This is a genomic window from Acidimicrobiales bacterium (assembly GCA_035512495.1).
GTDB lineage: Bacteria > Actinomycetota > Acidimicrobiia > Acidimicrobiales > CADCSY01 > DATKDW01.
Map to the genome: position 1 here is coordinate 1 of DATKDW010000017.1, position 11,882 is coordinate 11,882.

Sequence of the window (11,882 nt, forward strand, 5' to 3'; positions counted from 1 at the left end):
GCCTCCGCAGGCTCCGGCGGCGGGCCCCTCCCCTCGGTGCCACCCGCCGCCTGGCGCTGTGGGGCGCCCCGCTCCCGCTCCGGGCTCGGCTCGTGTCCTCTAGGCGGTGGGGCGGCGGGCCCCTTCCATCGGTGCCACCCGCCGCCTCGTCCTCGACGGTCCACGGTCGACTCCTTGGTGGCTGGGGGGCGCACCCGCCGCCTCGTTCTCGGCGGTCTACGTTCGGGTGGATGCGGGTTGGGGTGGATACGGGCGGGACGTTCACTGATGTCGTCTCTGAGGACGGGACTGTTGTGAAGGTTCCCTCCACTCCATCGGATCCTGGTCTGGCTGTTCGGTCTGGGGTCTTGTCGGCCGTCGCTGGTTCGCCTTCGTTGTTGGCGCATGGGACCACGGTGGCTACCAATGCGTTGTTGGAGCGGCGGGGGGCGGCGGTGGGGCTGGTCACCACCGAGGGGTTGGCCGACGTGATCGAGATCGCCCGCCAGGACCGCCCGTCGCTGTACGACCCCGACGCCGTCCGGCCCGAGCCGCTGGTCCCGCGGGCGTGGCGCTACGAGGTGGGTGGCCGACTCGCTGCCGACGGCTCGGAGCTGGCCCCGGTCCCCGTCGACGACGGCATCCCGATCATCGACCCGGCGGTGGCGTCGGTGGCGGTGGTGCTGCTCCACGCCGACCTCGACCCTGCCCACGAGCGGGCGGTGGCCGAGGTCCTGGCCGCCCGCGGGCACGACGTGACCTGCTCGAGCGACGTGTCGCCGGAGTTCCGCGAGTACGAGCGCACGGTCACCACCGTGGTCAACGCCTACCTGCGCCCGGCGTGCCGGGACTACCTGCGGGGCCTCGACGGCGTGGCCGACGAGGTGCTGGTGATGACCTCGGCCGGTGGGCTGGTCCCCGCCTCCGGCGCGGCCGAGCTGCCGGTGGCGCTCCTGCTCTCCGGCCCGGCCGGCGGCGTCCGCGCCGGCGCGGCGGTGGCGGCCGCCTGCGGGTGGGCCGACGCCCTCACCTTCGACATGGGCGGCACCAGCACCGACGTGTGCCTGGTGCGCGGCGGTCTGCCCGAGCCAGCGCCCGGCCGGGAGGCGGCGGGCTTTCCCATCCGCCTGCCCAGCCTCGACATCCGCACCATCGGTGCGGGCGGCGGCTCGATCGCCCGCATCGACCCGGGGGGCGCCCTGGTCGTGGGCCCGGAGTCGGCCGGGGCCGAGCCGGGACCGGCCTGCTACGGCCGGGGCGGCACCCGCCCGACGGTCACCGACGCCGACTTGGTCCTCGGGCGCATCCTGTCGGGGGCCGAGCTCCCTGGCCTCGGCGCCCTCGACGACCGGGCCGCCCGGGCCGCCCTCGACGACGCCGGGGTGACGGCGGAGGGGGTCGTCGCCGTGGTCGATGAGGCGATGGAGCGGGCGCTGCGCCAGGTGTCGGTGGCCAAGGGGGTCGACCCGTCGACCCTGGCGCTGGTGGCGTTCGGCGGCGCCGGACCGCTCCACGCCTGCGCCCTCGCCGACGCCCTCGGGATGCCCGCGGTGATCGTTCCGCCCCGAGCCGGGGTCTTCTCGGCGGTGGGGCTCCTGTGCTCCCCGGTGGCGCACGATGCCGTCGCCTCCTGGCCCACCCCGTCGGACCACGGAGGCCTGGCGGCGGCGCTCGACGCTCTCGCCGCCGACGCTGCGGCCGCCGTCGCTGCCTCCGCGCGCTCGACCACCCAGGAGGGGGCCGGGCGCGCGCAATCGGGAGGCGGCAGGGGTGCGGAGGTCGAGGTGAGCACCGCCGTCGACTGCCGCTACGCCGGGCAGAGCCACGAGCTGACGGTGCCGACCGTGGCGGATTTCGAGGCCGAGCACCGCCGCCGCAACGGCTTCACCCGCCCCGGCGCGCCGATCGAGGTGGTGGCCCTTCGTGCACGGGCCGTGCGGCCGGCCCCGCTGGAGGTCGTCGACCTGCCGGCGCCGCCGGAACGCACCGCTGCGGTGGGGCCGGCGGTGATCGCCGAGGCCGACTGCACGATCTGGGTCGCCGACGGCTGGCGGGCCGACCCCGGCCCCGTCGGCGTCCTCATCCTGACGCGGGTCGGGACGTGACGACCCTCGATTGCGGAGCGCACCCGGCGTTCTCGGTACGCCAGGCGGCTCAGGGGAGCAGCGGACGTGCCGAGAACGGGAGCGTGCGATGACCCTCGACCCCGCAGCCCTCCAGATCCTGGTCTCGCGGCTCACCGGCGTGGCCGAGGAGATGGGCGCGGTGCTCCGCCGCGCCGCGTCGAGCCCGAACATCAAGGAGCGGGCCGACTGCTCGGCCGCTCTGTTCACCCCCGAGGGCGAGCTGCTCGTCCAGGCCGAGCACATCCCGGTGCACCTCGGCTCCATGCCGGCATCGGTGGCCGCCGCCATTGACGCCTTCGGGCCCGACGGGGTGCCGCCGGGCGGGCAGGTGATCCTCAACGACCCCTTCGCCGGCGGCACCCACCTCAACGACATCACCCTCGTGGCCCCGTGTCGCGTGGACGGCCGCCTCGTCGGATGGGCCGCCAACCGCGCCCACCACGCCGACGTGGGCGGGATGGTCCCAGGCTCGATCCCGCCGGAGGCGACCGAGATCCACCAGGAGGGTCTGCGCCTCCCGCCGGTGCTCCTCACCGAGGGTGTGGAGGCGATCCTCCTGGCGTCGTCTCGCACCCCCGAGGAGCGGCGGGGCGACCTCGCCGCCCAGGTGGGCGCCAACGTGCTCGGGGTCGGGCGCCTCTCCGCCTTCGCCGGCGCGCCGCTCGACGAGGTCACCGCCTACGGCGAGCGGCGCATGCGAGCGGCGCTTGCCGGCGTGGCCGACGGCACCTGGCGGTTCAGCGACGTGCTCGACTCCACCGGACCCGCCCCCGAGCAGCAGCGCCCGGCCACCGTCGCCCTCACCCTCACCATCCACGGCGAGGAGGCGACCTTCGACTTCACCGGCACCGATCCCCAGCGACGGGGCAACGTCAACGCCGTCGAGGCGGTGACGGTCAGCGCCGTGGCCTTCGCTCTGCGGGCAGCCCTCGACCCGACCATCCCGGCCAACGGTGGGGCCATGCGGCCGGTGACGGTGGTGGCGCCGGCCGGCAGCATCGTCGCCGCCCGCCCGCCGGCCGCGGTGGGCGCCGGCAATGTAGAGGTCAGCCAGCGGGTGGCCGACGTGTGCCAGGGGGCCCTCGCCCTGGCCCGGCCGGGACGGGTGGGCGCGGCCGGCCAGGGGACGATGAACAACCTCCTCATCGGCGGCGCCGGGTGGGTCTACTACGAGACGGTGGCCGGCGGACAGGGCGGCGGCCCCGCCCGCCCCGGCATGAGCGGTGTGCACACCGCCATGACCAACACGAAGAACACGCCCATCGAGGCCCTCGAGCGGGCCTTCCCCCTGCGGGTCGTCCGCTACCGGCTGCGGGAGGGCAGCGGGGGGGTGGGCGCACACCCCGGCGGTGAGGGGATCGAGCGCGACCTGCTGATGCTCGAGGATGTGACGGTGTCGTTGATCACCGAGCGGCGGGTGTCGCAGCCCTGGGGCATCGACGGAGGCGGACCGGGGGCCGCCGGTGAGGGTTGGCTCCTGCCGCAGGGTGACGAGACCCGGGCGGAGCGCCTGCTCGACAAGTGCACGATCCGGATGCAGGCGGGCGACGTGCTGCGGATGCTCACACCGGGCGGCGGCGGATGGGGGGCGTCACGGGGGTGAGATCACCAGCACGCCGTCGACCACGATGCTGTCGCGCACCGGGCCGGCGAAGAGCACCTGGGAAGCAGCGAGGGGGCAACTGGGGCGGGCCGCCGGGGGAGCGGCGGTGCGCTGGAGCGCCGCGGTCGTCGCTGGCGGCACCGACCGCCGGGGGATGGCCGGAGGGCCGACGCTGTCGAAGGGCCGGGACGTCATCGCCGGCTCCGCGGTGGCGGCCATGTGTGAGCCCACCAGCCAGGCGATCACGCCGACCAGAGCGAGAGCCAAGAGGGGGGCGAGGGCCATGTCATCCTCCTAGCCGGCGCGGGCCCAGAACAACCGGTTGACCACGACCTTCCCCGTGCGGCTGGTCTCGGGCAGGGCGGTCAGCACCAGCTCGTCTCCCTGCCACGAGACCTCTCGCACGAGGTCGGTCCCGATCCAGTCGGGGAAGAGGGCGTAGGCCACGTGGTGGACCACGACGTCGCCGCGCAGCTCGTAGGTGCCGCCGTAGGAGACGTAGGTGAGCGCAGCAACCTCCCGCTGCTCGGGCGTGCCCTGGTGGAACTGGGGCTGGTCGAAGGCCGGGCGCTGGGCCTGCATCAAGATGGCCGACATGTGGCCCTCGGGCGAGTAGATGATCTGGCCCTCTGCGTCCTCCCCGAGGGGGAACCCCCGAGGTTCTCCGTCGACCGTGTAGTCCCACCTGGTCAGGGTCCAGGCGCCGACGAGCTCGCCGGCCGCACCGGGGCCCGTCGAGGGCACGGCCGTCATCCCCGCGCTCCTGCACCGTCGCGCTCGCCGTCAGGGCTGGCGGAGGCGGCGGCCGCGGTCGACGTCATGGCCGAGTCCTTCTGGTCGAACGACACGCGGATGCCGGTGGCGGTGAACTTGCCGACGCACTCGCCGTCGGCCATGAGGTCGCACTCGGCCCACATGATGAGGCGACCCGACTTCACCACCCGCGCCTCGGCGCGAAGCGACTTCACCTTCTTGGCGTTGATCGGCTTGAGGAACCGGGAGAAGAGGTCGGCGGTGGTCACGGCGCTGACGCGCATCTCGTCGTTGGTGAGCATGGTGGTGGTGGCCATGGCCATGGCGGCATCGGCCATGATCGCGGCGATGCCGCCCTGGACCATGCCCATGGGGTTGGTGTGGTCCTTGCGCACCTCGAGCTCGTAGCAGGCGGCACCTCGGTCGAAGTCCACCAGGCGCATGCCGATCAGGCGCTCGACGGGGGACTCGATGTCTCCGTCGCGCAGCGCGGCCATCATCTTGTCGACGAACGTGTGGCTCATGGTTCCCCTCGGTTCTGCGGTCCCCTTTGCTGTGCCCTCTGTCACACCGACGAAACCAGTGGAGGGCTGCCGCCAGTAGGGTGACGCCGCTGTCAGTCACGAGACCGGGCGAGCTGCCATGCGCGCTGCGCTGCTGGAGGGGATCGACGCGCTCGAGGTCGTCGATGACGTCGAGATCAGCGCACCGCCGTGGTCACGGTGGTGCGCGGCTGAACCCGTCTGCCATTCGGATTGGTAGTGTGATGGTACGCGAGCAACCATCGACAAGGCAGGACGGCTGGTCATCCCCAAGCCACTGCGCGACCGGCTCGGGATCAGGCCTGGTGCGGTGGAGCTGACTGCCGACGGTTCGGCGCTTCGCATCGAGCCGGTCTCCGCCGAAGCCGTCGAGGAGCGCGGAGGTCGACTGGTGATCCCGGCCTCGGGCGAACCGATCACCGTCGCGGAGGTCGAGGCGCTGCGCGATGCCGACCGGCGCTAGCCAGCCAGACCTGCTCGTCGACACCAGCGTCGCGGTGGCCCTGACCCTTGGCGACCACGAGCTCCACGAGCGCACCGTGGAGGCGCTCGACGGCCTGGTGCTGGGCCTCGCTGGCCACGCCGCCTTCGAGACCTTCTCGGTGCTGACCCGCTTGCCTCCACCTGCGCGGCGCCCGCCCGCCGTCGTCGCCCGGCTGATGGCACAGAACTTCTCCCAGACCAGGTACTTGTCGATCGATGGGGCCGCCCAGCTCATGGTCCGGCTCGTTCGAGGTCGAGGCTACCAACCGTCGATGGGCCCGACACGAGGTTCCCACCCGTAGCCTGAGCGGGCCCATGTCGCCCCTCGAGCACCTCCCATCCGGCGGACCGACCGGAGCCGGTGCGCGCCTCGCCGCCGCCGGCGCGCGCCGGCCGGTGGCCCTCGTCTGGCTGGGCGTGCTCCTCTACAGCACCGGGCCGGTCATGGTCGGCGCCTCGTCGGTGTCGGGCCCCGTGCTGTCGTTCTGGCGGCTCTGGATCGGCGTCGTGGTCATGGGCGCGGCCACGCTCGTCCACGTTCGCGTCAGCGGCCGGGTCCCCGACCGGACCGGCTGGTCGTGGGCGGCGCGGGCCGGTGTGGCCTTCGGGCTCCACCAGCTGGCGTTCATGTCGGCCATCAAGGCCACTTCGGTGGTCGACGTCACGCTCATGCAGGTCCTGGCCCCGATGTTCGTCGCCGTGCTCGCCATCCCGCTCTTCGGGGAGCGCCCGGGCGTGACCTTCCGCCTCTGGTCCCTGGTCGCCGTGCTGGGAGCGGCCACCGTGGTGCTCGCCGGCGCCTCGGGGCCCGAGGGGGCGCCGCTCGGCATGGCGCTGGCGGTGCTCAACGTGGGCTTCTTCGCGGTGTACTTCGTGTGGTCGAAGCGGGCCCGCGACCACATCGACGTGGTGCCGTTCCTGCTCGGCGTCGTGGTGGCCGCCGGCCTCACCGTCACCGCCTACGTGGTGGTGGCGGGGGAGGCACCCGGGTCGGCGACGGGTCGCGACCTGGCGCTCGCCGCCGCCATCGCCCTGGTGCCGGGCGCCCTCGGCCACTTCGTGTCGACGTGGCCCCTGCGGTGGCTGGGCGCCAACGTGCCGCCCGTCATCCAGCTGACCATGCCGTTCCTCGCCGGCGGCCTGGCCTGGCTCGTGCTCGGCCAGGTCATCACCCCCCTGCACCTGCTCGGAGGCCTGGTCACCGTGGCCGGGGTCGCCGGAGCCGTGCTCTCACCCTCCGGGCGTCGCCTGGCGGCAGCCAGGCCGCTGCACCGGCCGTAGGTTGGTGGCCATGTCGCAGCGACCCGCAGGCCACGACGTCCCCGCAGGCACCGAGGGCGGCGCCCCCGCCGACGGGCCCCCCGGGCCGCCGGCGCCCGAGCCGACCCACGCCGAGCGTTGCCGCACCCTCGTGGCCTCGCAGTCGCGCGGCGCCCTGTGCACCCTGGCGTCGGCACCCGAGGGCTACCCCTACGGGTCGGTGGCCAGCTACGCCCTCGACGCCGCCGGCGACCCGCTGTTCTTCGTGAGCCTCATGGCCGAGCACACCCAGAACGCCATCCGCGACCCGCGCGCCAGCCTCCTGGTGGCCGAGCCCGTCCCCGACGGAGCCGACCCGCTGGCCAGCGGGAGGGCCACGCTGCTCGGCGACCTCACCGAGGTGGCCGACGCCGACCGGGACGAGGTCCGCCAGCGCTACCTCGAGGCCAACCCCACCGCCGCCTACTACATCGACTTCGGCGACTTCGCCTTCTACCGCCTCGCCGTGCGCGACATCCGCTACGTCGGCGGCTACGGCCGCATGAGCTGGGTGGACGCGGCCGGCTACGCGGCGGCCGAGCCCGACCCGCTGGCGGGTGCGGCGGCGGGGATCATCGCCCACATGAACGACGACCACGCCGAGGCCCAGGTGCTGTTCTGCCGCCACTTGGCCGGCCGGCCCGAGACCACCGAGGCCACGATGTCGGCCGTCGACCGGTACGGCTTCGAGATGATCGCGGTCGCTCCCTCCGGCCGTGCCGCCGTCCGACTCGGCTTCCCCGAGCCGTGCGCCACCGGCGACGAGGTGCGCCGGGCCATGGTCGCCATGGTGGCCGAGGCTCGGCGTCGCGCCGGGTGAGCCACCCGTCCGACTGACAGGGCCGTCAAGGTTGGTGCGCGGGCCGGTGGCGTCCCTAGAGTCCGGTCATGCTCGATCTCAACGGAACGTCCTCGATCGTCACCGGCGGTGGCTCCGGCCTCGGTGAGGCCACCGCCCGCCTCCTCGCCTCGCGCGGGGCCAAGGTCTGCGTCGTCGACCTGCAGGAGGACAAGGGCCAGGCCGTCGCCGGCGACATCGGTGGCGCCTTCGTCAAGGCTGACGTGGCCGACGCCGAGCAGGTCATCCAGGCGGTCGAGACCGCCAAGGAGATGGGCCCGCTGCGCAGCCTCGTCACGGCGGCGGGCATCGGCTTCGCCACCCGCACGGTCGGCCGCGACGGCCAGTACGCCTCCGCCCACGACCTGAACATCTTCAAGAAGGTCGTCGAGGTCAACCTCGTCGGCACCTTCAACTGCATCCGCCTCGCCGCCACCGCCATGAGCCAGACCGACCCCTACGACGACGACGGCCAGCGCGGCGCCATCGTCACGGTCGCCTCCGTGGCCGCCTTCGACGGCCAGATCGGCCAGGCCAGCTACTCGGCCTCCAAGGGCGGGGTGGTCGGCATGACGCTGCCCATCGCCCGCGACCTGGCGGCCATCGGCGTGCGGGTCAACTGCATCGCCCCCGGGCTCATCGACACGCCCATCTACGGCGAGGGCGAGGCGTCGGAGCAGTTCAAGGACAAGCTCAAGCGCGACGTGCTGTTCCCCAAGCGCCTCGGCACCTCCGACGAGTTCGCCTCGATGGCGCTGGAGTTCATCTCCAACACCTACCTCAACGCCGAGACCCTCCGCGTCGACGGCGGCGTGCGGATGCAGCCCAAATGAGGCTCGCGGGGCCCGTCAGCGAGCTGGTCCCTCCCACACCCTCCGCAGGCTCCGGGTCCCTCCCCTCGCTGCCACCCGCTCGCGGGCGGTTGAGCGGTCTCGGCCTTCGGCCGAGGCCTCCTTTCCGAGGGCTCGCGGGGCCCGTCAGCGAGCTGGTCCCTCCCACACCCTCCGCAGGCTCCGGGTCCCTCCTGTGACCGACCAGGGGCCTTCGAGCACCGAGGGCGAGGGGCGATACGCGCGGGACGCGTCGGGCCTTGAGCAGCTCCTCGACGGCTTGCGGGCCGACGGGTACACCGGCGACATGACCGCCCTCGAGGGCGGCGACGTCCGTTGCGGCTCCTGCGGCGCGACCTCGCCGGCCGGGTCGTTCCACGTCGGCGAGCTCCGCCGCACCGAGGGCGCCTCCGACCCTGCCGACATGGCGGCGGTGGTGGGTCTGACCTGCCCCCGCTGCGATGCCAAGGGCGCCCTCGTCACCATGTTCGGACCCGAGGCCGACATCGCGGCGGCCGACGTGCTCAGCGCCCTCGGCCCCCCCGACGAGATCGACACCGGCGACCGCTAGCGGTCGAGGAGGTGGCGCAGGGAGCCCTCGAGCTCGGGCTGGGTGAAGCGGTAGCCGTTGTCGAGCAGGGCGCGGGGGACGGCTCGGATCGAGCAGTGCAGGAGGCTGTCGGCCAGCTCTTTCCCGAGGACCAGCCGCGGGCCGAGGGAGGGGGTCGGTAGGACCGTCGGGCGGCCCAGCACCCGGCCGAGCGTGCGGGTGAAGTCGGCGTTGGTGACCACGCCGGGGGCGGTGAGGTTCACCGGCCCGCTCACCTCGGACGTGAGCAGGTGCACGATGGCGCCCACCTCGTCGTCGATCGCGATCCATGGCCACCACTGCTTCCCGTCACCGAGCCGGCCGCCGAGGCCGAGCTTGAACAGCGGAAGCTGCTTGGCCAGCGCCCCGCCCTCGGCGGCGAGCACGATCCCGCTCCGGAGCGCCACGGTGCGGATCCCCGCGTCCGTCGCTGGGGCGGTGGCGGCCTCCCAGTCGACGACCACCTCGGTGAGGAACCCCTCGCCGTGGTCGTCGTCCTCGGTGAGCTCCTCGTCGCCGCGGCAGCCGTAGTAGTGGATCCCGGAGCCCGACAGGAGCACCGACGGGCGCGGCTCGAGGACGGCGAGGGCCTCGGCGAGCAGTCGCGTGCCCTGAGTCCGGCTCTCGCGGATCCGGCGCTTCTGCTCGTCGGTCCAGCGCTTCTCGCTGATGCCCTCCCCGGCCAGGTTGACCACGGCGTCGACGCCGGCGAGGGCGTCGGTGTCGATGCGGCCCTCGGTGGGGGACCAGCGCACACGTCCGGGGCCGCTCGTCCCCGAGCGGACGACCCGGCGGACGGTGTGGCCACCCGCCTCGAGGGCGGTGACGAGGGCGGAGCCGATGAGCCCGCTCGATCCGGTGATGGCGACGTCCACGGTCCTTCGCTCCTCGTTCGGGTGTGCGCAGCACCAGTGCGCGCGACACCAGTGTGCGCTGGCCCTCGGTCTGGTGCGACATCTCGTTCCGTGCCGGTCGCGGGTGGGCCGTAGGGTTGTCCGCCCATGGCCGAGCCCCTGCTGACCCTCCTCGCCGACCGGGTGGCCGACGCGGTGCGCACCGCATTCGGTCCCGAGGTCGCGGTCCCCGACGCCCCCGTGCTGCCCACCAAGGACCCCCGCCACGGCGACTACTCCGTGCCGGTGGCGATGTCGCTGGCCAAGGTGCTGGGCGCCCCGCCGCCGGAGCTTGCCGAGCGCCTGGCGGCGGCGCTGCGGGTCGACGACGTGTGCGAGGCGCCCGAGGTGGTGCGACCGGGCTTCGTGAACCTCCGGCTGCGTCCCGAGTGGCTGGCGGCACGCCTGTCCGCCCAGGTCGGCGACGACCGCCTCGGCATCGAGCCCACCCCGTCGCCGGTCACGGTGGTCGTCGACTACGCCGGGCCCAACATGGCCAAGGAGATGCACGTCGGGCACCTGCGCTCCACGATCATCGGGGACGCACTGGCCAACGTCGACGCCTTCCTCGGCAACACGGTGCGGCGCATCAACCACATCGGTGACTACGGCACCCAGTTCGGCCTCCTCGTCGCCCACCTCGAGGACACCCACCCCGAGGCACTCGAGCTCGGCGGCGACGCCGACCTCGGCGACGTGGTTGCGTTCTACCGGGAGGCCAACGCCCGCTTCACCGCCGACGACGAGTTCAAGGAGCGGGCCCGGCGACGGGTCGTCGACCTCCAGACCAAGGAGCCCACCGCCCGCGCGGCGTGGGCGGTGCTCGTCGGGATGTCGCGGCGCGAGAACGAGCGGGTCTATGGCCTGCTGGGCATCGAGGGGCTCGAGGAGCACGGCGAGTCCAGCTACGAGGACGAGCTCGCCGACGTGGTCGCCGACCTCGACGCCGCCGGCCTCACGGTGGAGGATGCCGGCGCCACCTGCGTGTTCGTCCCGGGCTTCACCAACCGCGAGGGCGACCCCCTGCCGCTCATCGTGCGCAAGGCCGACGGCGGCTACAACTACGCCACCACCGACCTCGCCGCCGTGCGCCGCCGGGTGGCCGACATCGGGGCCCGCCGCATCCTCTACGTGGTGGCCGCCGACCAGGCCCAACACCTCGAGATGGTCTTCGCCGTCGCCCGCATGGCCGGGTGGGTCGACGACTCGGTCCACATCGTGCACGTGCCCTTCGGTCTGGTCCTGGGCGAGGGGGGCAAGCGGCTGCGCACCCGCTCCGGCGACAACGTCCGCCTGGCCGAGCTGCTGGGCGAGGCCGTCGAGCGGGCCCGGGCGTTCCTGGTCGACCGGGCAGAGGAGCGCGACCAGCCCTTGCCCGACGACATCGACGTCATCGGCGAGGTGGTGGGCATCGGCGCCGTGAAGTACGCCGACCTCAGCCAGAACCGCCAGAGCAACTACGTGTTCTCCTTCGACAAGATGCTCAGCCTCAAGGGCAACACCGCGCCCTACCTGCAGTACGCCTACGCCCGCATCCACTCGATCCTGCGCGAGGCGGGCTGGACCGACGGCCCGCCGCCCGGTGCCGAGCTGGCGATCCGGCTCGAGGCGCCCCAGGAGCTCGAGCTGGCCAAGCGGTTGGTGGAGGCGTCCGACGTGGTCGGGCGGGTGCGCGACGACCTGGCGCCCAACCACCTCTGCGCCTACCTCTTCGACCTCTCCCAGGCCTACAACCAGCTCTACGAGCACTGTCCGGTGCTGCGGGTCGAGGAGCCGCTGCGGACCTCGAGGCTGGCGCTGTGCGAGCGCACCGCCGCCACGCTGCGCCAGGGACTGGCCCTGCTCGGCATCGAGGTCCTCGACCGCATGTGAGCCACGCGCCGGGCGCTCCGTAGGATGCCGTGCCCATGAGCACCCGTGCGCTGATCGTCGCCGCCCTGCTGTGCG

At 73.5% G+C, this 11,882-nt stretch carries 13 protein-coding genes; 9 read left to right on the top strand and 4 right to left on the bottom strand.

The window, feature by feature from the left end; translation table 11 throughout:
• Nucleotides 1–230 precede the first annotated feature (230 nt).
• Both VMN58_01470 and VMN58_01475 read left to right on the top strand, forming a co-directional pair.
• Nucleotides 231–2,084, top strand: a complete 1,854-nt coding sequence (locus tag VMN58_01470) for a hydantoinase/oxoprolinase family protein (GenBank protein HUF31859.1) — start codon at nucleotides 231–233, stop codon at nucleotides 2,082–2,084.
• Between the two features lie 88 nt (nucleotides 2,085–2,172).
• On the top strand, nucleotides 2,173–3,708 hold the full coding sequence (locus VMN58_01475) for a hydantoinase B/oxoprolinase family protein (protein HUF31860.1): 1,536 nt from the start codon (nucleotides 2,173–2,175) through the stop codon (nucleotides 3,706–3,708).
• On the opposite strand, the gene VMN58_01480 is transcribed toward VMN58_01475, so the two are convergent.
• The 3 genes from VMN58_01480 to VMN58_01490 are packed head-to-tail and all read right to left on the bottom strand — an operon-like array spanning nucleotide 3,697 to nucleotide 4,985.
• Nucleotides 3,697–3,993, bottom strand: coding sequence for a hypothetical protein (locus VMN58_01480; protein ID HUF31861.1), 297 nt, complete (start codon nucleotides 3,991–3,993; stop codon nucleotides 3,697–3,699). The two genes, VMN58_01475 and VMN58_01480, sit on opposite strands and share 12 nt — an antisense overlap.
• 9 nt (nucleotides 3,994–4,002) lie before the next feature.
• A complete protein-coding gene (locus tag VMN58_01485) occupies nucleotides 4,003–4,461 on the bottom strand; it encodes a lipocalin-like domain-containing protein (GenBank protein HUF31862.1) in 459 nt (152 codons plus the stop codon).
• Nucleotides 4,458–4,985, bottom strand: coding sequence for a PaaI family thioesterase (locus tag VMN58_01490; GenBank protein HUF31863.1), 528 nt, complete (start codon nucleotides 4,983–4,985; stop codon nucleotides 4,458–4,460). Before VMN58_01490 ends, VMN58_01485 begins: the two co-directional genes overlap by 4 nt.
• Before the next feature lie 259 nt (nucleotides 4,986–5,244).
• Between VMN58_01490 and VMN58_01495 the strand changes: the two genes are divergently transcribed.
• From VMN58_01495 to VMN58_01520, 6 genes are all read left to right on the top strand, one after another.
• Nucleotides 5,245–5,466 carry an AbrB/MazE/SpoVT family DNA-binding domain-containing protein gene (locus tag VMN58_01495; GenBank protein HUF31864.1) on the top strand — a complete coding sequence of 74 codons (222 nt, stop codon included), beginning with the start codon at nucleotides 5,245–5,247 and terminating at the stop codon, nucleotides 5,464–5,466.
• Nucleotides 5,450–5,788 (top strand): PIN domain-containing protein, encoded by a 339-nt coding sequence (locus tag VMN58_01500; GenBank protein ID HUF31865.1) that lies wholly within the window; start codon nucleotides 5,450–5,452, stop codon nucleotides 5,786–5,788. Before VMN58_01495 ends, VMN58_01500 begins: the two co-directional genes overlap by 17 nt.
• A gap of 13 nt (nucleotides 5,789–5,801) precedes the next feature.
• Nucleotides 5,802–6,767, top strand: a complete 966-nt coding sequence (locus tag VMN58_01505; protein HUF31866.1) for a DMT family transporter — start codon at nucleotides 5,802–5,804, stop codon at nucleotides 6,765–6,767.
• Between the two features lie 10 nt (nucleotides 6,768–6,777).
• The gene (locus tag VMN58_01510; protein ID HUF31867.1) at nucleotides 6,778–7,605 is read left to right on the top strand and encodes a DUF2470 domain-containing protein; all 828 of its coding nucleotides are present in this window, start codon (nucleotides 6,778–6,780) and stop codon (nucleotides 7,603–7,605) included.
• 68 nt (nucleotides 7,606–7,673) lie between these two features.
• The gene (locus tag VMN58_01515) at nucleotides 7,674–8,456 is read left to right on the top strand and encodes an SDR family NAD(P)-dependent oxidoreductase (protein ID HUF31868.1); all 783 of its coding nucleotides are present in this window, start codon (nucleotides 7,674–7,676) and stop codon (nucleotides 8,454–8,456) included.
• A 193-nt stretch (nucleotides 8,457–8,649) separates the two neighbouring features.
• Nucleotides 8,650–9,024, top strand: coding sequence for a hypothetical protein (locus VMN58_01520; protein HUF31869.1), 375 nt, complete (start codon nucleotides 8,650–8,652; stop codon nucleotides 9,022–9,024).
• Here VMN58_01520 and VMN58_01525 read toward each other — a convergent pair.
• Complete coding sequence (locus tag VMN58_01525) at nucleotides 9,021–9,917, bottom strand: TIGR01777 family oxidoreductase (protein HUF31870.1); 897 nt, start codon at nucleotides 9,915–9,917, stop codon at nucleotides 9,021–9,023. The two genes, VMN58_01520 and VMN58_01525, sit on opposite strands and share 4 nt — an antisense overlap.
• Before the next feature lie 126 nt (nucleotides 9,918–10,043).
• Between VMN58_01525 and argS the strand changes: the two genes are divergently transcribed.
• The gene (argS, locus tag VMN58_01530) at nucleotides 10,044–11,807 is read left to right on the top strand and encodes an arginine--tRNA ligase (protein ID HUF31871.1); all 1,764 of its coding nucleotides are present in this window, start codon (nucleotides 10,044–10,046) and stop codon (nucleotides 11,805–11,807) included.
• Nucleotides 11,808–11,882 lie beyond the last annotated feature (75 nt).

Bases quoted from the DNA above. Each gene is read 5' to 3' on its own strand.
- VMN58_01510 (HUF31867.1), top strand. From the start codon at position 6,778: ATGTCGCAGCGACCCGCAGGCCACGACGTCCCCGCAGGCACCGAGGGC.
- VMN58_01515 (HUF31868.1), top strand. From the start codon at position 7,674: ATGCTCGATCTCAACGGAACGTCCTCGATCGTCACCGGCGGTGGCTCC.
- VMN58_01485 (HUF31862.1), bottom strand. From the start codon at position 4,461: ATGACGGCCGTGCCCTCGACGGGCCCCGGTGCGGCCGGCGAGCTCGTC.
- VMN58_01470 (HUF31859.1), top strand. From the start codon at position 231: ATGCGGGTTGGGGTGGATACGGGCGGGACGTTCACTGATGTCGTCTCT.
- VMN58_01500 (HUF31865.1), top strand. From the start codon at position 5,450: ATGCCGACCGGCGCTAGCCAGCCAGACCTGCTCGTCGACACCAGCGTC.
- VMN58_01490 (HUF31863.1), bottom strand. From the start codon at position 4,985: ATGAGCCACACGTTCGTCGACAAGATGATGGCCGCGCTGCGCGACGGA.
- VMN58_01475 (HUF31860.1), top strand. From the start codon at position 2,173: ATGACCCTCGACCCCGCAGCCCTCCAGATCCTGGTCTCGCGGCTCACC.
- VMN58_01505 (HUF31866.1), top strand. From the start codon at position 5,802: ATGTCGCCCCTCGAGCACCTCCCATCCGGCGGACCGACCGGAGCCGGT.
- VMN58_01480 (HUF31861.1), bottom strand. From the start codon at position 3,993: ATGGCCCTCGCCCCCCTCTTGGCTCTCGCTCTGGTCGGCGTGATCGCC.
- argS (HUF31871.1), top strand. From the start codon at position 10,044: ATGGCCGAGCCCCTGCTGACCCTCCTCGCCGACCGGGTGGCCGACGCG.